Origin of the sequence: Atribacter laminatus (assembly GCF_015775515.1) — a bacterium.
In the GTDB taxonomy this organism is placed as follows: Bacteria; Atribacterota; Atribacteria; order Atribacterales; family Atribacteraceae; genus Atribacter; species Atribacter laminatus.
On sequence record NZ_CP065383.1, the window covers coordinates 2,435,629 to 2,460,414 of the forward strand.

General features: G+C 36.5%; 21 protein-coding genes. 15 read left to right on the forward strand and 6 right to left on the reverse strand.

Annotated features, from left to right (window positions below):
• The first annotated feature begins 321 nt into the window (after positions 1-321).
• The 10 genes from RT761_RS10975 to RT761_RS11020 all read left to right on the forward strand — a co-directional run bounded on the left by RT761_RS10975 (position 322) and on the right by RT761_RS11020 (position 10,815).
• Positions 322-1,083, forward strand: coding sequence for a DeoR/GlpR family DNA-binding transcription regulator (locus RT761_RS10975; protein ID WP_218111466.1), 762 nt, complete (start codon positions 322-324; stop codon positions 1,081-1,083).
• 87 nt (positions 1,084-1,170) lie between these two features.
• Positions 1,171-2,034, forward strand: coding sequence for a carbohydrate ABC transporter permease (locus RT761_RS10980; protein ID WP_218111467.1), 864 nt, complete (start codon positions 1,171-1,173; stop codon positions 2,032-2,034).
• A gap of 29 nt (positions 2,035-2,063) precedes the next feature.
• Entirely contained in the window at positions 2,064-2,897 is an 834-nt protein-coding gene (locus RT761_RS10985) for a carbohydrate ABC transporter permease (protein WP_218111468.1), read from the forward strand.
• Positions 2,898-2,916: 19 nt separating this feature from the next.
• Positions 2,917-4,164, forward strand: coding sequence for a uroporphyrinogen decarboxylase family protein (locus tag RT761_RS10990; protein WP_218111469.1), 1,248 nt, complete (start codon positions 2,917-2,919; stop codon positions 4,162-4,164).
• A gap of 80 nt (positions 4,165-4,244) precedes the next feature.
• Positions 4,245-5,540 (forward strand): ABC transporter substrate-binding protein, encoded by a 1,296-nt coding sequence (locus RT761_RS10995; RefSeq protein WP_218111470.1) that lies wholly within the window; start codon positions 4,245-4,247, stop codon positions 5,538-5,540.
• Between the two features lie 368 nt (positions 5,541-5,908).
• Entirely contained in the window at positions 5,909-6,673 is a 765-nt protein-coding gene (locus RT761_RS11000) for a DeoR/GlpR family DNA-binding transcription regulator (protein ID WP_218111471.1), read from the forward strand.
• 139 nt (positions 6,674-6,812) lie between these two features.
• Positions 6,813-8,093, forward strand: coding sequence for an ABC transporter substrate-binding protein (locus tag RT761_RS11005; RefSeq protein ID WP_218111472.1), 1,281 nt, complete (start codon positions 6,813-6,815; stop codon positions 8,091-8,093).
• An 87-nt stretch (positions 8,094-8,180) separates the two neighbouring features.
• Positions 8,181-9,074 (forward strand): carbohydrate ABC transporter permease, encoded by an 894-nt coding sequence (locus tag RT761_RS11010; RefSeq protein WP_218111473.1) that lies wholly within the window; start codon positions 8,181-8,183, stop codon positions 9,072-9,074.
• A gap of 15 nt (positions 9,075-9,089) precedes the next feature.
• Entirely contained in the window at positions 9,090-9,935 is an 846-nt protein-coding gene (locus RT761_RS11015) for a carbohydrate ABC transporter permease (protein WP_218111474.1), read from the forward strand.
• Positions 9,936-9,960: 25 nt separating this feature from the next.
• Positions 9,961-10,815 carry a sugar phosphate isomerase/epimerase family protein gene (locus RT761_RS11020; protein WP_218111475.1) on the forward strand — a complete coding sequence of 285 codons (855 nt, stop codon included), beginning with the start codon at positions 9,961-9,963 and terminating at the stop codon, positions 10,813-10,815.
• Positions 10,816-11,642: 827 nt separating this feature from the next.
• On the opposite strand, the gene RT761_RS11025 is transcribed toward RT761_RS11020, so the two are convergent.
• On the reverse strand, positions 11,643-12,653 hold the full coding sequence (locus RT761_RS11025; protein WP_218111476.1) for a LacI family DNA-binding transcriptional regulator: 1,011 nt from the start codon (positions 12,651-12,653) through the stop codon (positions 11,643-11,645).
• Positions 12,654-13,509: 856 nt separating this feature from the next.
• Between RT761_RS11025 and RT761_RS11030 the strand changes: the two genes are divergently transcribed.
• The 5 genes from RT761_RS11030 (at position 13,510) to RT761_RS11050 (ending at position 19,542) form a co-directional block, all read left to right on the forward strand.
• Positions 13,510-15,042, forward strand: coding sequence for a sugar ABC transporter ATP-binding protein (locus RT761_RS11030; RefSeq protein WP_218111477.1), 1,533 nt, complete (start codon positions 13,510-13,512; stop codon positions 15,040-15,042).
• A gap of 8 nt (positions 15,043-15,050) precedes the next feature.
• Positions 15,051-16,031, forward strand: coding sequence for an ABC transporter permease (locus tag RT761_RS11035; protein ID WP_218111478.1), 981 nt, complete (start codon positions 15,051-15,053; stop codon positions 16,029-16,031).
• Entirely contained in the window at positions 16,028-17,017 is a 990-nt protein-coding gene (locus tag RT761_RS11040) for an ABC transporter permease (protein ID WP_218111479.1), read from the forward strand. The genes RT761_RS11035 and RT761_RS11040 overlap by 4 nt, the downstream gene beginning before the upstream one ends.
• A gap of 191 nt (positions 17,018-17,208) precedes the next feature.
• Positions 17,209-18,141, forward strand: a complete 933-nt coding sequence (locus tag RT761_RS11045) for a sugar ABC transporter substrate-binding protein (RefSeq protein WP_218111480.1) — start codon at positions 17,209-17,211, stop codon at positions 18,139-18,141.
• A 78-nt stretch (positions 18,142-18,219) separates the two neighbouring features.
• Positions 18,220-19,542, forward strand: coding sequence for a hypothetical protein (locus RT761_RS11050; RefSeq protein WP_218111481.1), 1,323 nt, complete (start codon positions 18,220-18,222; stop codon positions 19,540-19,542).
• A gap of 174 nt (positions 19,543-19,716) precedes the next feature.
• On the opposite strand, the gene RT761_RS11055 is transcribed toward RT761_RS11050, so the two are convergent.
• The 5 genes from RT761_RS11055 to RT761_RS11075 form a co-directional block, all read right to left on the reverse strand.
• Positions 19,717-20,289, reverse strand: coding sequence for a flavin reductase family protein (locus RT761_RS11055; protein ID WP_218111482.1), 573 nt, complete (start codon positions 20,287-20,289; stop codon positions 19,717-19,719).
• A 103-nt stretch (positions 20,290-20,392) separates the two neighbouring features.
• Positions 20,393-21,490: a hypothetical protein gene (locus RT761_RS11060; protein ID WP_218111483.1), complete on the reverse strand. Its 1,098-nt coding sequence runs from the start codon at positions 21,488-21,490 to the stop codon at positions 20,393-20,395.
• 43 nt (positions 21,491-21,533) lie between these two features.
• Positions 21,534-22,379: a carbohydrate ABC transporter permease gene (locus RT761_RS11065; RefSeq protein ID WP_218111484.1), complete on the reverse strand. Its 846-nt coding sequence runs from the start codon at positions 22,377-22,379 to the stop codon at positions 21,534-21,536.
• Positions 22,380-22,397: 18 nt separating this feature from the next.
• The gene (locus RT761_RS11070; RefSeq protein ID WP_218111485.1) at positions 22,398-23,279 is read right to left on the reverse strand and encodes a carbohydrate ABC transporter permease; all 882 of its coding nucleotides are present in this window, start codon (positions 23,277-23,279) and stop codon (positions 22,398-22,400) included.
• Positions 23,280-23,340: 61 nt separating this feature from the next.
• Positions 23,341-24,666: an extracellular solute-binding protein gene (locus tag RT761_RS11075; protein ID WP_218111486.1), complete on the reverse strand. Its 1,326-nt coding sequence runs from the start codon at positions 24,664-24,666 to the stop codon at positions 23,341-23,343.
• Positions 24,667-24,786: the final 120 nt, after the last annotated feature.

Sequence of the window (24,786 nt, forward strand, 5' to 3'; positions counted from 1 at the left end):
TCATCAAATTTTCCAAGATTACTAATGACTTTAAAAAAATTGGATAACTTTCGTTTTCATAATTTTAAAGACCAAATTTTTTTGCAGTCATTGTTTACTTTAAATCAAATAAAACAAAATAAATCTCTAACCAAGTTTTTTTTGGTTTTTGTAAAAAAATTTCAATTTAAAAAGTATGTTTATTTTATTTGAAAAGAAATAATTTATTCAATTTTGGCTTATTGACATCATACTCAGAAAATGTTACAAAATTTAACAAAATAGAACATAAATTATCATCATTGAACGTTCATCTTAACATATACAAGGAGATTGAATGGAATGTTACCTTACGAAAGACGACAAAGGATATATGAATATATCGAAACCAAAGGCAGTGCAACCGTTTCGGAGTTAAGCAAAGTACTCTCGGTTTCGGAAATGACGATCCGTCGAGATTTAAAAATTGCCGAACGTGATGGAGCTATTAAGAAAACTTTCGGGGGAGCAGTAAGCTCATTTGGAACTGGATTAGAACCTTCACCCAATTCTCGACGTTATCATCATCTTGAAGAAAAGCAGCAAATAGCTCAAAGAGCAATTGAATTGATTGATGATGGGGATACTCTCATATTCGATTGTTCCACTACAGTATTTGAATTAGCGTCTTTGATAAAAAAGAAAAAAGTAAATCTTACAATCGTAACTTGTGGGCCATATACCGTATTAGAACTATCAAGAAATAAACAAATTACAGTTATTTCTACCGGAGGTATTTACAGCTGTGCTTTGGGTGGCTATATAGGACCTGAAACAGAACTTATCTTGAACAGGTTAAACGCCGATAAGTTGTTTTTCTCCTGTTTTGGAGTGAGCATTGATGGTTTAACCGATCCCAACGTATTGCTTACCAGCTTAAAACGCCAAATGTTCAAATCAGCAAAAGAGATTATTTTTTTAGCTGATTATAGTAAGTTTGGGAAAAAAGGACTCTCGTTTATAACTGAAATCAAATCTGTTCACAAACTGGTAACCGATAAAAATACACCAATTGAATACCTTGACGCATTTAAAGAAGCAGGTGTTGAAGCTCTTATTGCCTAACAAGACCAAAAAATTATTACATCATTGTTAAAAAACTCAAAATTTTAAACTTGTCTTTTTATAAAAACGATGAAAGGAAAGGTATCAATGATTAAGGGCTTTTCTAAACGTATTGAAGTATTGGTTTTTTTACTTCCAGCTATTATAGTTCTCCTCCTTATTACCATATTTCCACTTATTTATTCTTTCAACATTAGTCTTCGAACAGTTACACTTCTTAAGCTTCAACAACAACCCTTTGTTGGTTTAGCTAATTATATCGAAATATTCAAAGATCCTCGCTTTTATAATGCACTCCAAAAAACCTTGATATTTTGCGTGGCTCTACCCATAGAATTTTTTATCGGTCTTGGTCTCGCTTTGCTGTGCGATCGCATTCCAGGACAGGGTGCGTTTAAGATGTTTTTTTTAATTCCTATGATCATAGCGCCAATCGTGGTTTCTTTAATTTGGCGGTTTATGTTTAATCCTAACCAGGGTATTATCAATTATTTTCTTCAAACCATGGGATTTACACCAGTGTCCTGGTTCTCAAACTCAATAACTGCAATGTTATCCGTCATCATAGTCGAAGTATGGCAATGGACACCCTTTTTCTTTTTAGTATTATATACCGGCTTAAAAAATGTACCTGTTGAACCAATCGAAGCTTCAATGGTGGACGGTGCTTCTCGCTACCAAATGTTTCGCTTTGTAAAATATCCATTTCTTAAAATTCTTATATTGGTCACAGTTTTAATACGATTAATGGACATATTGAAGAATTTTGATCTCTTTTTTGGGCTTACTCAAGGAGGGCCCGGTATCAGTACCGAAATATTAAATTTTTATACCTATATGGTAGGATTTAAGTTTTTTAAACTTGGGTATAGTTCAAGCTTGTCTTATATTTTACTCATTATAATAATCATCCTTTCAAATGTTTTAATTAAGAGATTTAAAACCGAATAAATATTAAAGAAAAAAGGTGGGATAAGGTTTTGGAAAAGGTTAAAAATCGCCAGAAAACAGTTATTGTCATTTTGTATGTTGTGTTAGTTGCCATTGGTTTGTTATGGCTTTTCCCAGCCATTTGGATGTTCCTTACCTCTTTTAAAACTCAGGTCCAAACCTTTCAAATCCCTCCAGTGTGGATTTTTAAACCGGTAATTGACAATTATAATGACCTTTTTTTCGCAAGTAATATAGGAAAATACTTATTAAATAGTTTAATAATAACTGGTACTTCAACCGTTATTTGTTTATTCTTAGGTTCCTTAGCTGCATTTGCCTTGGCAAGGTTTCGTATTAAACGAAATAAAGATATTTCCTTCTGGATACTTTCAACCCGAATGTTCCCCCCAATTGCCAGCGCAATACCTTTATATCTACTTTTAAGAAATTTTCAACTTCTTGATACCCACATTGGATTAATTGCTGTTTATATAACATTAAATTTAGGTTTTGCGACCTGGATGATGAAAGGATTTTTTAACGATCTCCCAGTTGCCGTTGAGGAATCCGCGATGATTGATGGATGCTCCCGGTATGGGGTGTTTTTCCGAATTGTATTGCCAATTTCTTCACCAGGCTTAGCAGCTACCGCAATTCTATGTTTTATTTTTGCCTGGAATGAATTTCTTTTTGCCCTTCTTTTTACTGGAAGAGTAGCTAAAACTATGCCAGTTGTCCTATCGGGATATATAACAGAAACTGGGATACGGTGGGGAGCTTTGACGGCTGCTAGTGTTTTAACGGCTGCCCCAACTATACTTCTAGCAATTTTGGCCCAAAAGTATATTATTCGTGGTCTTACTCTTGGTGCAGTGAAATAGAGAAAGAGGAGGAAATTTTGTGAACGCAAAAGAAAGAGTTAGGATGGCATTTAACCATCAAGAACCAGACCGAGTCCCAATATTTGAATTAACTGTAACGAATCCAATCCTATCTCAGATTTTAGGGAAAAAGATAGAAGGAACTGTATCTGGAGAACAAAAAGCCGCGGCACTGCGAGCTAACATGCAAGGAAGAGATGCCAGAAGGCAGCTCATTAATCGGAATATTGCTGGTATGTTAGAAGCTTATGAAAAAATCGGTTTTGATATGATTTGGATCCGACCAACTGAATATTTAACTCCAGTATACATGGCTTTAAATGATTTTATTGCTCCCAATTATCTTTTTGATGTCATTATTGAAGAATTTGAGCCAAACGTATTTCGGGTAACTCATCCAGAATGGGGATTTTGGTCGATAGAAAAATATAGTCCTTTATCCAATAGTTGTTTAAACATTCAAGATAGCATCCGTGCGAAAGGAGTCGAAGAACTTGAAAGGTATATAAAATACCTCGAAACAGCCTCAATCGAAGTAGAAGGGAATGAACCTATCCAAGACGGATTGGATGGTTTAAGGTTGGCCGTCGCAAGCGATCTGTCGATTCAAGGCGATTTATTTATTTGCGGAAATGCCGATGTAGCCTTTCCAACCTTTCAACCGTTTTTGGAAATGTTTTTATTGTTGATGATGGATCGACCTAATATAGCTCAAAAATATATGGAATTAACTACTCTTGGAACTATAAAGCTATTGAAGGCACAACTTGATATCGGAGTTGATGGTGTTATTGGTGGTACAGATTTTTGTTATAACGTTGGACCATTGGTCTCCCCATCAACCTTTCGAACCTTTGTAGCTCCTTATTTAAAGATGATTGTAGATGAATGTCATAAGTATGAGGTTCCATATATCAAGCATCTTGATGGAAATGTCATGCCTCTTATGGATATTTTAGTTGATGAAATTGGAATTGATGGTTTACATAGTATCGAACCTCCAGCTGGTATGGATATAGCAAAATTGAAGGCAAAGTATGGTAATCGTCTCACTCTGGTTGGAAATATTGATTGTGCCGGAGCCATTACCGGAGATTCTCAGGACCAGGTATTGGAAGAAGTAAAAGATGTTCTCAAAAAAGCTTCACCGGGTGGTGGGCATATTTTTGCTTCAAGTAATTGTATCCATAGTGGGGTTCATTACCAGTCCTTTTTAACTATGGTCGATTCAGTGAAAAAATTTGGTAGGTATCCAATCGCAATATAAAGATATAAACAGGGGGTGATAAAAAAAAGAATGAGGGTTATTAAAACAAAATAAGTATAAGAAAAAGGGAGGATATAATAATGAATCTATTGAGAAAATATGTTTTTTTTGTAGTTATCTGTACAGTTTTAACCTTGGTTTTGAGCCTGGGTGTATTTGCACAAGACAAGCCTTATGCCGGTACCACAGTTACCATAACATCTCTCAATGCTGCTTGGGCAGATGCTGCCATTGCTATACTACCTGAATTTGAACAACTTACTGGGATAAAGGTAGTATGGGAACCATTGCCTTTCGATTCCATTCATGAGAAGCAAGTGACCGACATGGCTGCTGGGATGGGAACCTACGATATCATTAGCTTTGATAACCCCTGGTTAGCTGAGTTTGCTGGTTCAGATTGGTTGGAAGACTTATCCCCCTATGTGGAAAAAACCAATTTCCCCATCGAAGATTATCCTGCCCAACTTATGGAATACTGGAATTTTAATGGGAAATTAGTTGCCTTGCCGTTCCAACCAGATTGCCGAATGGTATTTTATCGAAAAGACATATTCGAGAATGCTGGCTTCACATTTACCCCTCGTTACTGGGATGAATTTGAAATAGCCGCAGAAAAATTAACCAATGCCCAGGAAAATATCTATGGATGGGATTTTTCCCCAGCCCGTACAATCGTTGCTTTGGTAGAATTACTTCCTTGGATTTGGTCAAATGACGGTGGTCTTTTTGATAAAGACCATAAACCAATCATTAATGGCCCCAAGGCAGTTGAGTCCCTTGACTATTATGTATCATTAAAGAAATTTGCTCCTCCTGGTGTCGAAAGTCGACTTTGGGACGAATTATTTAATAACGCTCTTCAGGGTATATCTGCTATGTCAGTTCAACCATCAGTTTTTGCCGGACAAATGGATGACCCAAAACTCTCCAAAGTAGTAGGGAAAATGGGATATTTCCCCATGCCGTACCCAAAGGGCGGTAAAATGTCCGCGGCTATTGGTGGTTGGTCTTTAGCTATTCCAGTTTCGAGTAAAAATAAAGATGCAGCATGGGAATTGATTCGATTCCTGACTTCAACTGAAATTGAAAAGAAAATGGCATTAACTCCTGGATCAGCTTCAACACCGGTTCGAATTTCCACCCTGAGTGATCCAGAAATACGGAAACAGGAATATATTTCAACTTTCTTAGAATCACTCAGAGTCGCCAATTATGCGAATAGTAGTAAAATTGTTGAATGGGCTGAAATTCAAGATTACTTTACTTTAGCCATTCAAAAAGCGGTTATGGGCGAAGCAACTGCTCAGCAAGCTTTTGATGAATTGAATGCAAAAATTTACGAAATTATGGAGAAAGCAGGGTATTACAAATAATATCACCCCAATTATCCAGGGATGGATTGTTTACTTGTTATCCATCCCTGGATAATTTAAACAAACTTTTTAAATTCTTTTTCTTTCTGTAAGGCTGAATTACTACCTAATTCATAACTTTTTTTTTAAATAAACCTATCTAAAAAGATTTCCACTCTTAATTTCCTGAATCAAATACCTTAATAACATCAAAGTTTCTCTAACCTAAAATAAATATATATCTATTTAAAAACTATCATCAAATTTATTTTCATTAAATATTAATATTTTTACTGATTCATGTTTAACATTGACAAAATAGTCATAATTGGGTATATAATGAATAATATTTGTAACTAATTGATTTGTTAAAAGGTGATAGTTACAATATGTCCCAATTTAAACGCAAAGATGCTCTCATAAAATTACTGCAAGAAAATGGCGAAATTCGAGTTACTGATTTAAGTAAATTTTTTAGAGTTTCCAAAAACACAATTCGGCGTGATCTCGAGAAACTTGAAAATGAAGGTCTACTGCAAAAAGTTCATGGAGGGGCAATACTCAGCTTTAACTCGTTAGGGTACGATATACCATATAAAAAAAGAGAAAATTCATTTAAACTTGAAAAAGTGGAAATTGGAAGACTAGGCGCTTCTATCATAAAAAACGGAGATTCAATTATTTTAGATATTGGAACAACTACTTATCAGATCGCCAAAAATTTAGCACTAAGCAAAAAAAGAATAACTGTTATCACCAACGCTATTAATATAGTTAACGTTTTAGGAGGGATTCCAGAAATTGAATTAATTTTTTCTGGAGGAACCTATAAAGAAGCAGTTAAAGGATGTTCAGGCTTTTATGCCGAAGAATTTTTTTCCCATATTCATGTTGATAAGCTTTTTTTGTCCTGTGGTGGTATCAATTTCGAAAAAGGAATAATGAATCCAAATTCATATGAAATTAACGTTAAAAGAAATATGATCAAGTCAGCAAAAGAAGTCATTTTAGTTGCACATCATGAGAAAATTGGTAAACCTTCATTTGCAATTCTATCGCCTCTTGATATTTTAAACGTTTTTATTACTGATAAAGGAATCCCCTTAGAGATTGTTGCTGAATTTGAAAAACGGGGAATTCAAGTTTTACATTAGAAAATATACCTTTATCGTTATTATTTAGCCTTTATATTAATCTTGTCATAGAATTATTTAAGTATAAAAAGAAAGGAGGTAAAAAGCTAAGGTAAAAATTTTTCTAAATTTTTTAATTCTATTAATAGGAGGGTTAGAAATGAAAAAAAGTCTGGGAATTTTAATATTGGTTTCTCTAATGGTTCTTGTTTCAATTAATTTTGTATTGGCCCAAAACAAACCTTTTGAAGGTGTAACCCTGCGAGTTGCTATAGTATCTACTGAAGATAGTAAGTATTTAGCTACTGACTTGGTCCCACGCTTGGAAAAAGAAACCGGAATTAAACTCATTGTTGATCAAGTACCCTATGATGACTTAAATTCGAAACAACTTATGGATGCTGCAGGAGCTAAAACTTACGATATTATTAACCCTTGTACCGAATGGTCCCGTCAATACACAGCATTCGGAGAACCGTTGGATGCATACATCGGTAAAGAAGGTTTTCCTAACCCCGAAATTGACGATATTATTCCTGGAATTTGGAGTGTGTGGAACCCAGGAGAAGATATTTACTGGTTCCCCTATCAACCTGATTCAAGAGTTTTCTATTTCCGAAAAGATTTAGCCCAAGACCTTGGTATGGCGGAAATCCAGACTTGGGATGATGCCAAAGCTTTTGCTGAAAAAACTTTTAAAGCAGGAGAAATGTACGGTTTTGGATTCCCTGGACGTCGTGGCAATAGTATGAATTTAGCTTGGGTTCCAATGCTATTTTCTGCAGGTGGTGATCTTTATGATGCTGATCTTAAACCTGTCTTAAATAGTCAGGCCGGTGTAGATTCCCTTAATTTCCTTCTCGAACTTCTAAAATTTGGACCTCCGGACATTGGGAATTTTGGTGAATTCGAGCATTATGGAGCTGCCAAAGAAGGTCGAGTAGCTATGGGCATTGAAGCCAGCGGTATTACCCAAGCCTTAGAATCGGCCGATTCTAAGGTAAAAGGAAATGTTGGATACGGATTGTTCCCTATAAAGGCTCAAGATGTCACCCGCCCCAGTACAGCTTGCATGGGTGGCTGGTCTTTGGGTGTTGCCAATTATTCGAAAAACAAAGATGCTGCGGCTTGGGTCGTCCTCTGGCTTACCAGTAAAGAAATTGTTACCGATTGGCAAATTCATGGTCGGGCTCATGCATCAAGGCTTTCCATGGCTTCTAATGCTGAGTTGATCAAGGTTAATCCCGCCGTTCCAACCATTGTTGAAACTTTGGCTGGAGCAAAACTCTTCTTTGATGGACCAGAAGGTCGTGATCTTGAAGAAGCTCTTCAGGTTCCACTTTCTCAAGCTATTGCCGGAGAGTTAACCGCAAAAGATGCTCTTGACACAGTAGCAAAAGCGTTTGAAAGCGTTTTGGATAAAGCTGGTTACTATAAATAATAATTAATGTTTTTTCTCTGGGGGGGAGAGATAATCTCTCCCCCCCGTTGTGGGAAATATTATAAGCGATTGGAGCGTCTTGTCGGAATGGCTTTTTCCATAAAAACCCAAAAAAAATTATTCCCTTACCTCCTGCTTTTACCCACCTTGATACTTCTGATTTGTATAGTAATTTATCCGCTTATTTATTCAGTGAATTTGAGCTTTCATTCTTATGACCTAAAAAAATTCACTCAGGGAATGCAGTTTGTCGGTTTTCAAAATTTTTTGGATGCAATTAAAGATACTCAGTTTTTAAAAGCTCTTAAAGTAACATTTCTATTTATGTTAATTGCTATTCCAGCTGAATTTATTCTTGGACTGGCAATTGCTCTTTTGCTAAACAAAGATGTCCGAGGGAGCAAAACTATTCGAACTTTAGTAGTTATTCCCATGATGGTAACACCGATTATTGTAGGACTTCAGTGGAGATTTTTGTTCAATTTCGATATGGGTTTGATTAACCAAATTTTACGACTTTTACAAATTAGCCCGGGTATTAATATATTAGGTAACTATAAATATGCATTATTTGGAGTAGCCATAGCTGATATCTGGCAATGGACACCTTTCGTAATATTACTTTGTTATAGTGGTTTGCGATCGCTTCCAGTTGAACCTTTTGAAGCCATAACTATTGATGGAGCTACCAGTTGGCAAACTTTTAAATACCTTACCCTTCCATTGTTGAAACCTATTATTGTAATAACTGTTTTATTAAGAACTATGGATGCCTTTCGTATTTATGATATGATTTATACTTTAACTTTTGGAGGTCCTGGTTCTTCAACTGAGACTGCAAGCTTTTATGTGTATCGAGTGAGCTTTAAACTCTTCCAAATGGGTTATGGTGCAGCATTATCCTACATTTTACTCATCATCACAATTATTATTGCCAATCTATTCGTTAAATCTTTAAAACAAGTTTGGGAAGGGCAGTAAAGGGGAGGAAAACCTTTGTCTTCAATTGTAAAAAAAATAAATGCCAAAAAACGTTCCTCTAATGCATGGGTTTGGATAGGATATATTTTGATACTAATTTTTTTTCTTACTCCCATAGTATGGACCATATTAACTTCATTTAAGCCACAGGATTTAATTCACTCAACAAAACCAATTTTTTTCTTCAAACCCTCACTTTTTAACTATCGGGATGTTATTCAAAACAGCTACATTTTAAAATTTTTTTACAATAGCATCATTATAAGTACTGTTGCTTGTTTAATAGCCATTGTTTTTGGAACTCTCGCAGCTTATAGTTTTTCTCGTTTTAAAATTAAAAAACGGGAAGATATCGCTTTTTGGATTCTTTCAACCAGAATGCTTCCAGCAATAGCCAGTGTCATACCCATTTATCTTATCGCTTCCAATTTTGGATTGCTCGACACCTATACCATACTTATTTTACTCTATGCTAGTTTTAATATTCCTTATGTGGTTTGGATCATGCGGGGTTTTTTCGCCGATATTCCACGGGAAATAGAAGAAGCAGCACAAGTTGATGGATGCTCATTATTTGGTGTTTTTTGGAAAATAGTGCTTCCTTTAAGCATTGCTGGTTTAGTTTCTACTGCCGTATTCATTTTTGTTCTCTCGATTAACGAATTTATTTTTGCGCTCATACTAACCAGTATTAAAAGTAAAACATTACCCTTAGCAATCGCCGCCTTAATTACTGATCGGGGAATTCAATGGGGACAGATGTGCGCATCAGGGACCATTTTACTCATCCCACTCATTATTTTTTATGCTTTCATACAAAAACAGTTAGTTCGAGGTCTCACTTTTGGGGCAATCAAATAAAAAGGAAAAAAGGAGTTACATAGAAATGATAAAATTCGGTATTCACCCATACATATGGACAGCGCAATGGAATGAGAGTTCACTCCCACTTATTTCACAAGCACGGCAAGCTGGATTTGATTTTATTGAAATCCCCTTAGTAGATTTAGAATATATTGATACACAAGCCATCCGTCAGGAACTTAAAAACCAAGGGATGTTTTGTATTTGCTCAACTGGATTAAACCAAACCACTGATATAACATCTGAGGATAAAAATATTCGACAAAATGGTATTGATTTTTTGAAAAGATGTGTTGATTTAACTTCTGAGATGGAAGCCGATTTTTTCAGCGGGGTAACCTATTCGGCATTTGGAAAAAATGTTGGTCGACCACCATGCTTAGATGAATGGAAGTATTCTGCTGATGCTCTTCGAGAGGTAGCAACCTATGCTGCTGATAAGTCAATTATAATCGGAATTGAACCAGTAAACCGTTATGAAACCTATCTGATCAACACCGGTGAACAAGCTCATCAACTTATTGAGATGGTCGGTGAACCAAATCTTAAAGTTCATCTCGATACTTACCATATGAATATCGAAGAAAAAAACTTCTATCAACCCATCTATCAACTTGGAAATCTATTAGGATGTATCCATCTTTGTGAAAATGATCGAGGTATTCCAGGGACAGGGTTAGTGAGATGGGATGATATTTTCCGGGCTCTAAAAGATATCAACTATCAAGGGAATGTTGCCATTGAGTCATTCGTAGCTAATGTTCCAAAAATTGCAGCTGCAACCTGTATTTGGCGGTCACTTGCTCCTGATGGAGATACTCTTGCTCGAGAAGGGCTTGCCTTCTTAAAATCAATTTCTCAAAAAGAAGCTTTATAATCATTCAATAATTCTATTGATTGCTTTTTTGTCTATCAGTTCTTAGAAGTGAATAAGCTTGGAGATGAGTCCCTTATAAACTGTTTATGAATTTGTATTTAAATCTATCGATTAAAAACTAAAAAAACCAGCTGATAGGCAAAAAACGATGGTTTCTATAAGAGCAAAATATTTCCCTTTAGTCTTGTGAGATACTTAAATGCCTTTTAAAAAAAAATAATAAACCGAACAAAATAAAGGGTAATGAGAATCCAAAGAAAGGTTCTCCATTTTGTTGAATAATTAAAAGCCAATTCGCATTCCGTCTGATTAATAAAAAGAGAGAGGTTAAACAGTCGGTATGGTTCACAGTTGGTTGAAATAAACCTTTTTCGAAGCGAAAGAAATAAAAACCATAAAAAGACCACGGACTCTAACGAACCTTTTTGCCTTCATCTCACTGGGAAGGTTATTGTTATAAGCTTCCTCAGTGTTTCAGGATCAGACTTCCATTTTTCCTCTCGGAAAAACTTCGAACCTTTTTCCTTGCGGTTAAAAGTTCTTTGTTCTAATCCTCCGGTCTTAGAGTTCCTCAGAATCCGTGGTAGTTATTATATTAAATGATGTGTCCTCTTTTGTCAAATTTCAGAAGGGGAGCGAAGGGGTATTGGTTAAGCAATTTTAAAAAATGAAACACTCATTTTTGCTTGAAATAACAAGGAAAATTTAAAAAAGGAAAAAAGGATTTTAGCTTTAATAATCGACTGAACCAAATCCTTAATCAGGGTGGAAGACCAGGATTATCAGCTCTATTTCATAATCCTTAATCTATATGATTAGATAACGAATCATTTTTTTAGAGGAATTGTCGAGCTTCTTATTATCAACTTGGGTTGGATAACGATTAATTTTTTCCTAATTTTTTTATTTTCAATGAGTTTTAAGAGAAGATAAACTCCTTCTTTTGTCATTTCATCAAAAGGTTGGGCTACTGTTGTTAAAGACGGAGAAAACACTTCGGAAAGAGGAATATTATCCAAACCTACAATGGAAATATCTTCAGGAAGGGATAAGCCTTTTTCTTTTGCTTTTTGAATTGCCCCAAAAGCCATTAAATCATTCATTATAAAAATGGCGGTTGGGTACTCATCACGGGGGAAAGCCAAGAGATTTTCCATGGCTTTCCTTCCGCCTTCAATTTTAAAATCACCTTCTTGAATAAATTCTTTTCTTATTTTTAAATCTTTTTTTCCTAATGTATCTAAAAAACCGGAAAGTCTCTCTCGGCAAATTTTAATCTTTAATGGTCCAGAAATACAGGCAAATTTCTGGTGTCCTAATTCTAAAAGATGAGAAGCGGCTAAAACACCGGCTGCATAATTATCCAATTTTATGGTTGGAGCTTCTTCAACTTCCATGGTTCTATCTAAGACTATATAAGGAACCTTTGATAACTGGGGAGTTTTAAAGAGCAAGCTTTCGTCCGATACCCTCGAAAAAATTATTCCTTCCACTTGACGTTGAAGAAGAATTTCGAGGTAAGTTTTTTCCTTTTCAGCATCTTCACCAGTATTACAAATAATGAGGTTATAACCTCTTTTGGAAGCTATTTCTTCAGTATGTTTGGCGATTATAGCAAAAACAGAATTTCTAATATCCGGCACTAAAAGCCCAAGTAGCTTTGATTGTTGACTACGCAAGCTCCGCGCTAAGAGGTTGGGCTGATAATTAAGTAAACGAACAGCTTCCCAAACCTTATCGACACTTTTTTTACTAACTGATCCTTTGTTGTTTATTACTCGAGAAACGGTGGTGATTGATACCCCTGCTAAACGAGCCACTTCTTTAATCGAGGGCATTTTTTGTCTCTCCATATGGAAACGTTTTCTATAATATTGACCTATATGCAAAATAATATAACATAATTTAATTATTGACAAACATTATTTAATTTGTTAACGTTTTCTATAAATTCAAGTTGATAAAGTAGATAAATATTTTAGTTTAAAATATTATCAGTCAGTGAATTACAGGATATGGAAAAGATAAGAATTAAATTCAAAAAATAAAAGCAAGTCAAAGGCTTCACTTCCTGCAACAACTCCAATGGGAAGGCTAATTTGAAAAACAGAAAGAAACCATAAAAACCATGAAGCGATATGGCATGAAGGTTTTCTTTTTTAAAGTAAGGAAAGGCATATAACTGTCAAAAAGGATAGAGGTTTATCCAAGTAGGTGGTACCAGATGAATATGATAATCCCTATCTAAAACGTTATTGCGAAGAGACCAACCGTTCTTTGGTTGGACGACGTGGCAATCTCATTTAGTATTTATTTAAAATAATTAAAGGATAAGATGCTCACGGCTTCTCAATACGAAGCCTCAGGATGACGCCAGTGATGTCAGATGACCTCACACGCGGATAAATACCAATCTGGATGACTCAACACTATAATTCCTTATCCCTTGATGGGAGAATGTAAGAGTTAGGGTGAAAGCCCAGGATGAGATCCTGGTTGGTTGCTCTAAAAGAAATACCCTAAAAAGCGTTCCGGTATTTTTCAGGATAGAATAAAAATAAGCTCTATCCATATGGATTAGTGTAGGCTTATCACTTCCAAGGGGTAAAATGGATTTCAAAATTAAAAAAATAAAAAGACTATACAGATATGGCTCTAAAAAAATCGTACCGGTAAGGGGATAGGAGGATTGGAGTGGTAGGCGAGTACATACTGGAAATGAAAGGAATATCAAAGGCATTCCCGGGAGTACAGGCTTTAAAAAGAGTCGACTTTAATCTTCAGAGGGGAGAGGTTCACGCTTTAGTTGGTGAAAACGGGGCTGGTAAGTCAACTCTTGTTAAGATTTTGTCCGGCGTTTATAAAAAAGACGAAGGCGATATAGTTTTAAACGGAAAAAAAGTGGATATTGGTACTCCTCAAATAGCTCGCGAACTTGGAATTGCAACCATCTATCAAGAACTAGCTATGGTACCACAGCTCAGTGTTGCCGAGAATATATTCCTGGGAAGGCCAATTTTTGGTAAATTTCATTTTATTAATCGTACAGCTATGGAAGAAAAGGCAAAAGTTTTGCTAGAGAGTCTGGGTGTTTCTATTCAACCATCTAAGCTGGTAGAGGATTTATCCATTGGGCAGAGGCAGTTAGTCGAGATAGCTAAAGCTTTGTCATTAGACGCAAAGATAATTGTTATGGATGAACCTACTTCCAGTTTATCACAGACAGAAACAGAATATTTATTTAAAGTGATTGATCGACTTAAAAGTAATGGTATTTCGATAGTCTACATATCTCACCGTTTTGAAGAGATTTTAAACGTCGCAGATCAAATTTCCATCATTCGAGATGGAAATAATGTTGGCACTCTTTCAGGCAAAAGTGCCACCCATGAAAAGATCATTGAGTTAATGGTGGGAAGAAGGATCGAAGAATTTTATGTTAAGGTAAATGTTGAGTATGGTGAACCAGTCTTTTGTGTAGAAAATCTCTGGCGCAAGGGTGTCTTTTATGATATCAATTTTGAAGTTAGAGAAGGGGAGATCCTCGGTATAACTGGCTTGGTAGGAGCAGGGAAAAGTGAAGTGGTCCGGTCGATTTTTGGATTGGATCCTCTCGATGGCGGAAAAGTTCTATTTAATAATAAAGAAATTTTTATTAAAAGCCCGATTAATGCTCGCCATTTAGGAATAGGATTTTTACCCGAAACACGCAAAGAAGAAGGCTTAATGTTACCCCTTTCAGTTCGTCGAAATATCTCAATAACAATTCTCGATTCCTTATGTAAATGGGGATTAATAAATAGCCTCAATGAAGTACAACTTGTAGAAGATTATGTCAAAACCTTGAAAATCAAAACTCCAACCATAGAAGAAATCACGGTAAATCTGAGCGGTGGTAATCAACAAAAGGTAGCTATAGCGAAATGGTTGGGGATCATGCCCAAGTTATTGATTTTGGATGAACCTACCAAAGGAATTGATGTTGGAGCCAAATCAGAAATATACGCTCTAATATCTGAACTGGTTAAAAATAAAGTTGGAGTCGTCTTAGTCTCTTCAGATCTCGATGAGGTAATGGCCATTTCAGACAGGCTCATCGTTATGCATGAGGGTGTTATTACCGGATACTTTAAGACCAAAGAAGTATCGAAGATTAACGTTCTAAGTGCTGCTACAGGTTTTAATAACCCACAAACAACCAATTTCTCCGGTACAGTGGCTAGGTGAGGTAAATCATGATTCAAACAACTTATCAAGAAACCAAGAAAACAACCGGATTAAGAATTCTAATGGATATTCTAAAACGTCATGGGATATTTGTTGCATTGATAGCCTTGTTTATTGTCGGTTCATTAATTTCTGATGTTTTTTTAAGTCCTCGAAATATATTTAATATTCTTAGACAATCTTCAATCGTTGGCATAATGGCGATTGGCATGACATTTGTGCTTATTGGAGGCGATATTGATTTATCAGTAGGATCCACTCTTTCTTTGTGTATGGTCCTAGCGATAGGATTACAACAACAAGGATTGGCATTGAGTATTTTGATAGTTCTTATTGTTGGAATATTGGCAGGATTACTCAACGGCTTGCTCGTGGGCTTGTTTAAGGCAAATGCCTTTATCGTTACCCTCGGTACTATGAGCATTGTACAAGCCATAGCCCTTATCTATTCCAAAGGGTATCATATGCTTGGCGACCCGGAGAGCGCCTTCTCGATAATCGGGCGTGGAATGATAGGACCTGTTCCGATACCAGTAATAATATTCATAGCTTTCAGCATTGTATTTCATATAATACTAAACAACTCAAAATTTGGTTATTCAGTATATGCAACTGGTGGCAATGCTAAGGCAGCATGGGCATCGGGCATACATACCGGTTTGACTAAGCTCTTGGCATTTGCTTTGACCGGCTTTACAGCGGCAGTGGGAGCACTGGTCATGAGTTCCCGTTTGGCGAGCGCCCAACCTTCTGCCGGACAAGGTTATGAGCTTGATGTTATCGCAGCAGTCATACTTGGTGGTATCAGTCTTTTGGGTGGCCGGGGAAGTATTCTTCGTACAGTTGTCGGCGCCCTTTTTTTTGCTGTCTTTAGTAATCTTATGATTCTGCTTAACGTGGCTTATCCTTTCCAGCTGGTTATTAAAGGAGCAATCATTATTTGCGCTGTTTGGGCTGATATCATTGGAAGGAGGGCTCTTCAGCAATGAACTTCCTTAAATTGTTCGCAAAACATCGAGTTTGGTTTATTCTCCTCGGAATATTAATTGTTACTATTTTAATGAGTCCCAATTTTTTAACAGTTAGAAATATTTCAAATGTACTTCTTCAAACATCAATTAATGGCATTATTGCCTTGGGAATGACATTTCTTCTGATTTCAGGTGATTTCGATCTATCGGTGGGATCAGTAATGGCATTATCTGCCGCCCTGGCAATTGGCTTGCAATCACGGGGAATATTAACCGCTTGTATAACAGCTGTTGTTTTAGGCTCCGCCTTTGGGCTACTTAATGGATTTCTTGTGACAAAAGCTAAAATTAACGCCTTTATTGTTACCTTGGGTACTATGACTATGGTTCGAGGAATTGTATTAGCCTATACCAATCAAAGACCAATTTCTGGATCCAACTCTTCTTTTCTAAACCTATCTGGAAGTTCCTGGTTGGGTATTCCTATTCCAGCTTTCATTTTTTTTGCCGGAGTTATCGTTTCTCACATCATCCTAACCTATAATTCCCTTGGCAGAAACTGCTTTGCAATAGGTGGCAACCGAGAAGCAAGTATTTTTTCTGGAATTCGAGTCGATCGCTACAGAATCATCTATTTTACTATTTGCAGTTTTACAGCGTCGATAGCGGGCATAGTGCTGGCATCGAGGCTGAATACAGCAAGTCCGGTTTATGGACAAGATACTGCTTTAATGGTAGTGGCTGCTGTATTGTTAGGAGGCACAAGCCTCGCTGGAGGATCAGGGAGTGTTATTCAAACTTTAGCGGGTGTCATGATTATCGGGGTATTAAACAATAGCTTAAATTTATTGAATGTTTTCTCATATTATCAAGGTTTAATCATAGGCATAATTCTAGTCGTTGTGACCATTCTCGATAGTTATTATGCTAAAAAGCGTAAATTTGAAGCACAAATCGTTACCAAGCGCTTAGAATTTAAAAAGGAACTGAATAATGGAACTTGAAAGTGAGGTGAGGCAATGGAGAATACATAAAAAAGATGAATCATGGGTTTTAAATCAATTAAGATTAAGCTTTGGTCAGGTTGGCTTGCGTTTTTTAATGACATGTCCCTAGAATAGAAACTTAAAACCAGGAAATTGTTACTTATTGTTTATTTTCAATTTTCCAAAATTCGAAGGAGGTTTTCCGCTCTATGAAAAAAAATTTATTAAGTATTTGTATTATTGCTTTGTCATTTATGTTATTTACTTTTTCGGCATCAGCAGCACCGGTGATTGGACTCACCATGCCTGGACTTAATGTTCCTTATTTCGCTTCTTATATAGGAGCATGGGACGCAGCGGCAAAAGAGTATGGAGTAGAAACGATTGTACTTGACGCTCAATGGGATCCAGCTAAGCAAGCCAGTCAGATGGAAGACTTGATCGCTAGTAATGTAGATGTCATCGTGGTTGTAGCGACTGATACCCAAGCGATAATCCCTTCGCTCGAAAAAGCCTTTAATGCCGGTATTCCTATCGTTGCCAGCAATGCCGCACCAGATGAATCAGCCTATAAATTCCTTGCCTGCTACGCCGGACCCGATGACTATCAAGAAGGAGTTATTGCCGCAGAAATGATGGCAGCTGCTCTTGAAGGGAAGGGTGATGTGGTTATTCTCGAAGGTGCTCCAGGAACTCACCCCGCTGTATATCGCCAGAAAGGTTTCGTAGAAACTATTGAGAAGATAGCACCAGAGATTAAAGTACTTGCTTCTCAACCAGCTAACTGGCAGAAAGCTATGGCAACCTCTATTATGGAGAACTGGGTCTTGAAATACCCCAATATCGATGGCGTATTTGGTCATGATGATACGCTTGCTGTAGGTGCCGCTGATGCTGCAAAAGCAGCTGGAATCACTGATATTGTTATTATCGGTATTGGTGGAAGCGGAGAAGGTTTAGCTGCCGTTAAATCAGGTGACCTCTATGGTACTAACCTTCAATCTCCGGTTGAGGATGCAAAACTCGCAATGGAAAAAGCCGTTGCAATAGCGAACGGGGAAGAAATTGAAGACTTCTTTTATTATATACCAATTCCAAAAGTAACCATGGAAAATGTAGATCAATTTGAACCTGAATGGTAAATAATTAACCCATTGATAGTCTTCGAAGTTTTGATGGCTGTCAATGGGTTAATTTATTTAAGGGGGTTTTATTCAATTATGATAGATGAAAAACCTTTATGGGCAGCTCGACTTTATACCAGTACTAAATTTTCTGAAAAAGAAAATCCAGAAAAAGAGATTAATACTCATTTCTCAAATAAAGAGCGAGAGGTCTTACATACTCTGGCAGAACTCGTGGCAGAACTTTCCAACCGCCCTATTGAAAATGAAAAAAAAGAGCTCTGGTATCGACACAATGCTCTCGATTCGGTTCGGCCATTAATTCTTTGTGACCCAGAAAATGGTTGGAATGAAATTATTACTGAAGACCAAATGCTTTGTCAGAACAAACTGGCAAGACATTGGGAATTTTGGTTGAGGCAATTAATATTCTGGGGCGAATCAATGAATGATGACCGGGTAATAGAACCTTACTTTGATATTCCCTATGTTTTTACTGAAAGCGATTGGGGTATGCAGGAAAAAAAGATTGGCGGAGAAGATGGGGGATCATACTGTTGGATTGCTCCAATGAATGATTATTCTTTAATCAAAGATCTTCATTTTCCTCAAATCCAAGTTGATTATGAGATGACTAACCGCATTCTTTCTCTTGCCGAAGATGTCATTGGAAAGGCACTGAAGGTCCGCCTCAAAGGAATGTGGTGGTGGAGTTTAGGTATTTCCGAGATAGCGGTATATTTACGCGGCCTAGAACAAATGATGTATGATATGTATGATCACCCCGAAGAACTGCATCATTTAATGAGTTTTTTGCATGACGGTATTATGGCTAAATTAGATTATCTTGAGAAAAATAACTTACTTTGTTTAAACAATACTGGAAACTATGTTGGTTCCGGAGGAATGGGCTATTCCAAACAGTTACCCCAAAAAGATTTTGATGGTTTCCACGTAAGACCGATAGATTTATGGGGTTTTGCAGAAAGCCAACCTACGGTAGGAGTATCGCCGGCTCTTTATGAGGAATTCATTTTCCCATATGAAAAGTCGATTTTAGAACGTTTTGGGCTTAATTGTTATGGTTGTTGCGAACTTATAAATCAAAGATGGGAAGCAGTGAAAAAATTTCCTAATCTCAGGAGAGTTTCGGTTTCTCCTTGGGCAGATCGAGAGGATATGTCACAGAAATTAGAGAACCGATATATTTATTCATTGAAATTTAATCCTGCTTATCTTGCTGTTCCAAATTTGGATGAGAAATTTATCCGGCAAGAAATACGCCGAGATTTAGAAATCATCAAAGGGTGTATTGTGGAAATTATCATGAAGGATAATAATACCATTGGTAACAATCCTCAAAATGTCATTCGTTGGAGTGAAATTGTCAGGGAAGAAGCTGAAAACTTTTACCTTTAATTGTATTTATTACTAAAATTCAATCAGGAGACAACAAACTTTTTAAATTTTAATACAACGTTTTAAACAAGAAAAATATCCAGCGGGCTTTCCCGCTGGATATTAAATGAATACCATTTTTCCTTAAGAGATTATTCCTTCATTATTGTTATTTTGTGTTTCTCTTGTTACTCTTTATTCTTTATCATCATTCATGGTTTTTCCTATTTCAAAAGCCTGACCTATTAAGTCCCCCAAGCTCCAATATGCATTATCCGGCATGGTGAATATTAATAAATCCATTTTCTTTACATCTGGTTCACCCCGGTTAAGATAACCTTCTTCAGAAAAAGCTTCTACAACTTCACCAATGACCAGAAGGTCGCCTGCTACTTGGATTACTTCAGAGAGTTTGCAGGAAAGCGAAAGGGGACATTCTTCGATAAGAGGGGATTTGTGTTCTTTTCCATAGAAAATATTAAAAATATTTGATTTATCAACTTCTTTTCCTGATTTTAAGCCGCAGTAATCAGCTTTAACCGCTAAGGCTCGATCGGGAAAATTGACACTAAATACTTTATTCTCTTGAATAGCTTTTGAAGTAAGGTGATCCTTGCTTAAACAAATTGCCAACATAGGAGGTTCCAGATTGACATTTGTAACCCAAGCCGCCGTCATAAAATTCGCTTTTCCCTTGGCTTCAGTTCCAATAATTACCACCGGCATAGGATAACCAACCTTATTCACTTCAACATTAACTTTCTTCACATCCATTCCTCCTTAAAAAACTTGAAACTGAACTCTTTTCATCTGAGTTATAAAGCAATTCTAAAATATAATGAAATATTTAACAAATGGATTAGTTGCGTTTTTAAACACTATAACTACGAACTTTTTCCATTAATTGATTTGCCACTAAATTATTTGGTACATTATCTACAATGTAGAAGGCATTTCCTATCAATGAATGGTCATCTAAGGAATTCTTAAAATCTTGATAAGAGGTCGGAATTATTAAGGGTACAGAACCCCTTAGGGAATCAAATTTTTTCAAAAGAGTGATTGATGGAGGATTCCAAACATCATTAGCCATTAAAACAGCTCTTATACCATTCAATTGCGCTATTGATTCTAACAAGTGTCGACCATTGCTATGAAGGTGTATTAATCCTCCGCTAAAATGTGAAAAGATTCTTTCAACCGGTTCCTTCCCCCATTTTAAAAAATAGTCAACTGAAGTCATATGAAAGGGATCGACACTTTCTGATACCACTCGTCCTGGAATCCATTGGCCAAAATTACTAAAGGTACCGCCCTCAAAAAGCGGTATTTCTTCAAAAAATGTATCCATAACCCGGACATTCAGCTTATAAGCAAAGTCAATAATATCTTTAACCATTTGAGGGCTCTCTTCAGCATCTAAATATGCTTTTGTCGCTCCTCTTAATTCATAGAGAAAGTTAAAGGAATCAATTAAAATAAAATGACCAACGCCAAATTTCCCCTTTGCATATTCATAAAAAATACGAAGTTGCTGACGATATTTCTTATACCAAGGATGTTCAGAATTTAATTTCATGCTTTGAAAAGATGTCAAATCTTCAAGAAAGGGTTTCACCATCGAAGAAATCCAGATGGTATCTTCATTTTGAAGAAAACGTATCTCTCCACCAACTAAACCCGCGTATAAACCTTGGTCAAATTCCGATAGATAACAAACCGGCATAGAATCATCTTCTATATCTCGTCTTTCTTTGAGGTAAGTATCCCATGTTTTAATTCTTTCGGAAGGATCAGGATATGAGCGTTCTCCAGGCGGATTGTTACGTAGGTATTCATTTTGAAAAGAACTGATGACATTCATCTGGGCATATATTTTTGCTTCTCCCTTACCCTCATAAAAATCTTTTAAACGACATAATGTGTCATTGAGATTTCTTTTATAAGATAGAAAATTTTTCTCAGGCATAATATTTACTCCTATTCATGTTAATTTTCTTTATATTTCTCTCTTATCCCTTCAATGCTCCAGCGGTCATGCCACGTGTTATGTGAGAATGAAATAAAATATACAAAATAAGTAATGGAAGAATAGTAATCATAAGACCTGCCAGTAGGGCTCCCCAATTTGTACGATATTGCTGGATCATGAGAAGGTTGGCTATTCCCAAGGGAAGTGTTCTTTTTTGCGGATCAGTTATACTGATTAAGGCTAAAAGGTACTGATTCCACATGCCAATCACATTGAATATTGCAACAGCAACTAAACCAGGCTTCGCCATAGGAAACATGATGCTCCAAAAAGTTCTGAATACCGAACAACCATCTAATTCAGCTGCTTCTTCCAACTCCCTGGGAAGGGTTTTAAAATATCCAGTGAGCACAAACACCGTAAATGGCAGAGAAAAAGCAGTATAAGTAAGCACGAGACCATTTAAACTATTTAACAAATTTAAATCATTTAAAAGAAAAAATAGGGGTACCAAACCTAAAAACAATGGGAAAATCATTCCAGCTGTAAAAAGGTAATAGAAAAAACGATTCCCAAGGAAACTAAATCGAGCAAGCACATAAGAAGCCATCGCCGCTAAAAGAATGGTAGCTATGAGGGATAAAAGAGTAACATATATACTATTTAAAAAGGCTCTCCCAAGCTCTGCTTCTGTCCATGCCACAGCATAATTATTCCATTGAGAAGAAGAGGGTAAAGACCATGGACTACCATACAGCTCGGAACTGGTCTTAATCGATCCAATAAATAGCCAGACCATGGGTAATATCACAACTAGCATATAAAACCAAAGCAAAAGAGAAGCAGGAAGATTGGCTAGTACATATTTAATTTTATTTTTTTTCATAATTTCCTCTCAAAAATCTCAGTATTCTAATGTTTCTTTGGTTAAAAGACGAAATAGAAAAATTGATATAACAATGGTAAAAAGAAATAACATTACCGAGATAGCTGTTCCATAACCAAAATCACTATTTCGAAAAGCTTGCTCATACATATAAGTAGCTAAAACTTCAGTGCGGCGATTTGGTCCTCCAACCGTCATGACATAAATAACATCAAAAATATTTAAAGTGTTAATGGTAATATAGACAATTGCAATCTTAAATATTTCCCGTATAAGAGGAATGGTTATAAAAACTGCTCTTTGAAATAAACTCGCTCCATCCACCTTGGCTGCTTCAATGAGAGAAGGAGGAATGTTAGAAATGGCCGATAAAAAAAGTATGAGATAAAACCCATTTGAATACCAAATAATGGTTGTTGTAACAGCTGGAAGCGCTGTTCGAGTTTCTCCCAACCAAGCATGAGTTAAAGATTCAAATCCAACTCCTCTGAGTACACTATTTAGTAAACCAAAAGTTGGATTATAAATAAACGACCACAAAACTGCTACTGCGGCTAATGAAATCAAATAGGGAAAAAAGAAAGCGGTTCGGTATATTGAGGCACTTGATGGTCTATTTGAAATAACCAATGAAAAAAACAGAGCGAGACCAATAATACAGCTACCCCCAATAATCCAAATGAATAAGTTGTTTTTTAAAGCAGTCCAGAAAACCGGATCTCTAAAAAGGCGGGAGAAATTTTCCAAACCAACAAAATCTTTATAAAGCGATAAGCCGCTCCAATTAAATAGGCTGATATAGAATGCCTTTATATAAGGGTATATAACAAAGAGACAATATAAAAAAACCGAAGGAAGCAAAAATACTATAATCAAAAACGTACGGTCTTTTCTTTTCACTGTTAACCTGCTCCCTAGAAATTGGCTGGGAAGTTGCTTTTAAAGCAACTTCCCAAAATAGTTAGTATTGGCGTGTATATTTAGGAATTCTTTCGTCGTTACGAATTCTTTCAGCTTCTGCTTCAATGCTATCAACGTATTCCTTGGGGCTAATATCTCGGTTTAAAAGAGCTGCCATCCCATCATCAATAACTTTTCCCAAAGATGGATACCAGGGAGTCCAGCCTACAAAAGGTTCAATAAAAACAACTGAAGAATTTTCCATCACTTCAACAGCACTGAGGAGAGCTTCTGATTCTGCAACAGATCCGGTACCCAAAATAGGTGTTAAGCTCATTTTTTCTATTACCCATTTTTCACAATTGGGGACAGAAAAGAGCAGCTTAAGATATTCTGCGCCTAATTCTGGATTTTTGGCATCGGCAGGAACCATCCAGTAATTTACAACCGTTCCTACTATTGCTGGATCTACATCAGGATTAACAGCTGGAATTTGCATCATTCGCATTCGGAATCCTTCTGGAATTTGTTCGATCATTTCAGCTTCCAACCAAGTACCACATGGAATCATCGCTGCACGACCTTGAAGAAATTCCACCTGGGACTCGGTATGAGTCATTCCTAAAGCTCCATCTTGAAAATACCCCTTTTCAAGTAATTCATAAGTCATTTCAGCTGCCTTGAGGAAGAACTCATTATTCCATGCACCAGGAACTAAGTTTTCTGCATCAACTAATGCTTGTATGCCCCCAACTCTTATAGCAAAGGGAAGCAAGAAACCCGCAGTCATGTAAAGAGGGTATCTCCCTTGGAAGGTAAAGGGTGCTATTCCATTCGCCTTAATAACTTCACAAATTTCCAGAAGTTCTTCATATGTTGTAGGAACAGAAATTCCCAAATCTTCAAACAAACCTTCGTTATACCACCAGCTGTAAACGTCATTATTCCCGGCAATGAGATAGTAGTTATCTCCGACTTTCCCGCTTTCTAGTAAACTAGGTATAAATGTCTCACCGAAAGTCCCTTCAGCTCCAATAGCAGGGCTATCTAAAATATCATTCAATGGATATGCTTTACCAAGTTGAATTAATTGCCACACATCAATTGGTGCTGGTCCTATTGGATACACAACATCAGGTGGGTTACCAGAGATAAATCGAGGCCTTAACTGTTCCCCCACTCGAGGATTGCCCCATACTTCAACCTCAACATCGGGGTGTAAAGCGGCAAATTCTTCGCCGACTTTTTGGTTAAAGTCAATTCCGTATCCTCCTTCAAAAACAGCAACCTCAAGCTTTTCTTTCCCAATAGCCATGGTTAATCCTGTAAAACAAATCAACAGAATAACAATCGGAAAAAGTAATTTCTGCCTAACTAATAATTTCATTACTAACACCTCCTTTTTATTTTTTTATACAATTCCATTTTTTTGTGTTTAGTTCTTACTCTCTCAGAAAAATCTATAATTTAGAAAAAAAGCGGGCTAGAATCAAGTTTTAACCTTTTT

Excerpts from the sequence above, each read along its gene's own strand:
- RT761_RS10975 (WP_218111466.1), top strand. The coding sequence starts at position 322 with ATGTTACCTTACGAAAGACGACAAAGGATATATGAATATATCGAAACC.
- RT761_RS10980 (WP_218111467.1), top strand. The coding sequence starts at position 1,171 with ATGATTAAGGGCTTTTCTAAACGTATTGAAGTATTGGTTTTTTTACTT.
- RT761_RS10995 (WP_218111470.1), top strand. The coding sequence starts at position 4,245 with ATGAATCTATTGAGAAAATATGTTTTTTTTGTAGTTATCTGTACAGTT.
- RT761_RS11000 (WP_218111471.1), top strand. The coding sequence starts at position 5,909 with ATGTCCCAATTTAAACGCAAAGATGCTCTCATAAAATTACTGCAAGAA.
- RT761_RS11005 (WP_218111472.1), top strand. The coding sequence starts at position 6,813 with ATGAAAAAAAGTCTGGGAATTTTAATATTGGTTTCTCTAATGGTTCTT.
- RT761_RS11010 (WP_218111473.1), top strand. The coding sequence starts at position 8,181 with ATGGCTTTTTCCATAAAAACCCAAAAAAAATTATTCCCTTACCTCCTG.
- RT761_RS11020 (WP_218111475.1), top strand. The coding sequence starts at position 9,961 with ATGATAAAATTCGGTATTCACCCATACATATGGACAGCGCAATGGAAT.
- RT761_RS11025 (WP_218111476.1), bottom strand. The coding sequence starts at position 12,653 with ATGCCCTCGATTAAAGAAGTGGCTCGTTTAGCAGGGGTATCAATCACC.
- RT761_RS11035 (WP_218111478.1), top strand. The coding sequence starts at position 15,051 with ATGATTCAAACAACTTATCAAGAAACCAAGAAAACAACCGGATTAAGA.
- RT761_RS11040 (WP_218111479.1), top strand. The coding sequence starts at position 16,028 with ATGAACTTCCTTAAATTGTTCGCAAAACATCGAGTTTGGTTTATTCTC.
- RT761_RS11045 (WP_218111480.1), top strand. The coding sequence starts at position 17,209 with ATGAAAAAAAATTTATTAAGTATTTGTATTATTGCTTTGTCATTTATG.
- RT761_RS11050 (WP_218111481.1), top strand. The coding sequence starts at position 18,220 with ATGATAGATGAAAAACCTTTATGGGCAGCTCGACTTTATACCAGTACT.
- RT761_RS11060 (WP_218111483.1), bottom strand. The coding sequence starts at position 21,490 with ATGCCTGAGAAAAATTTTCTATCTTATAAAAGAAATCTCAATGACACA.
- RT761_RS11065 (WP_218111484.1), bottom strand. The coding sequence starts at position 22,379 with ATGAAAAAAAATAAAATTAAATATGTACTAGCCAATCTTCCTGCTTCT.
- RT761_RS11075 (WP_218111486.1), bottom strand. The coding sequence starts at position 24,666 with ATGAAATTATTAGTTAGGCAGAAATTACTTTTTCCGATTGTTATTCTG.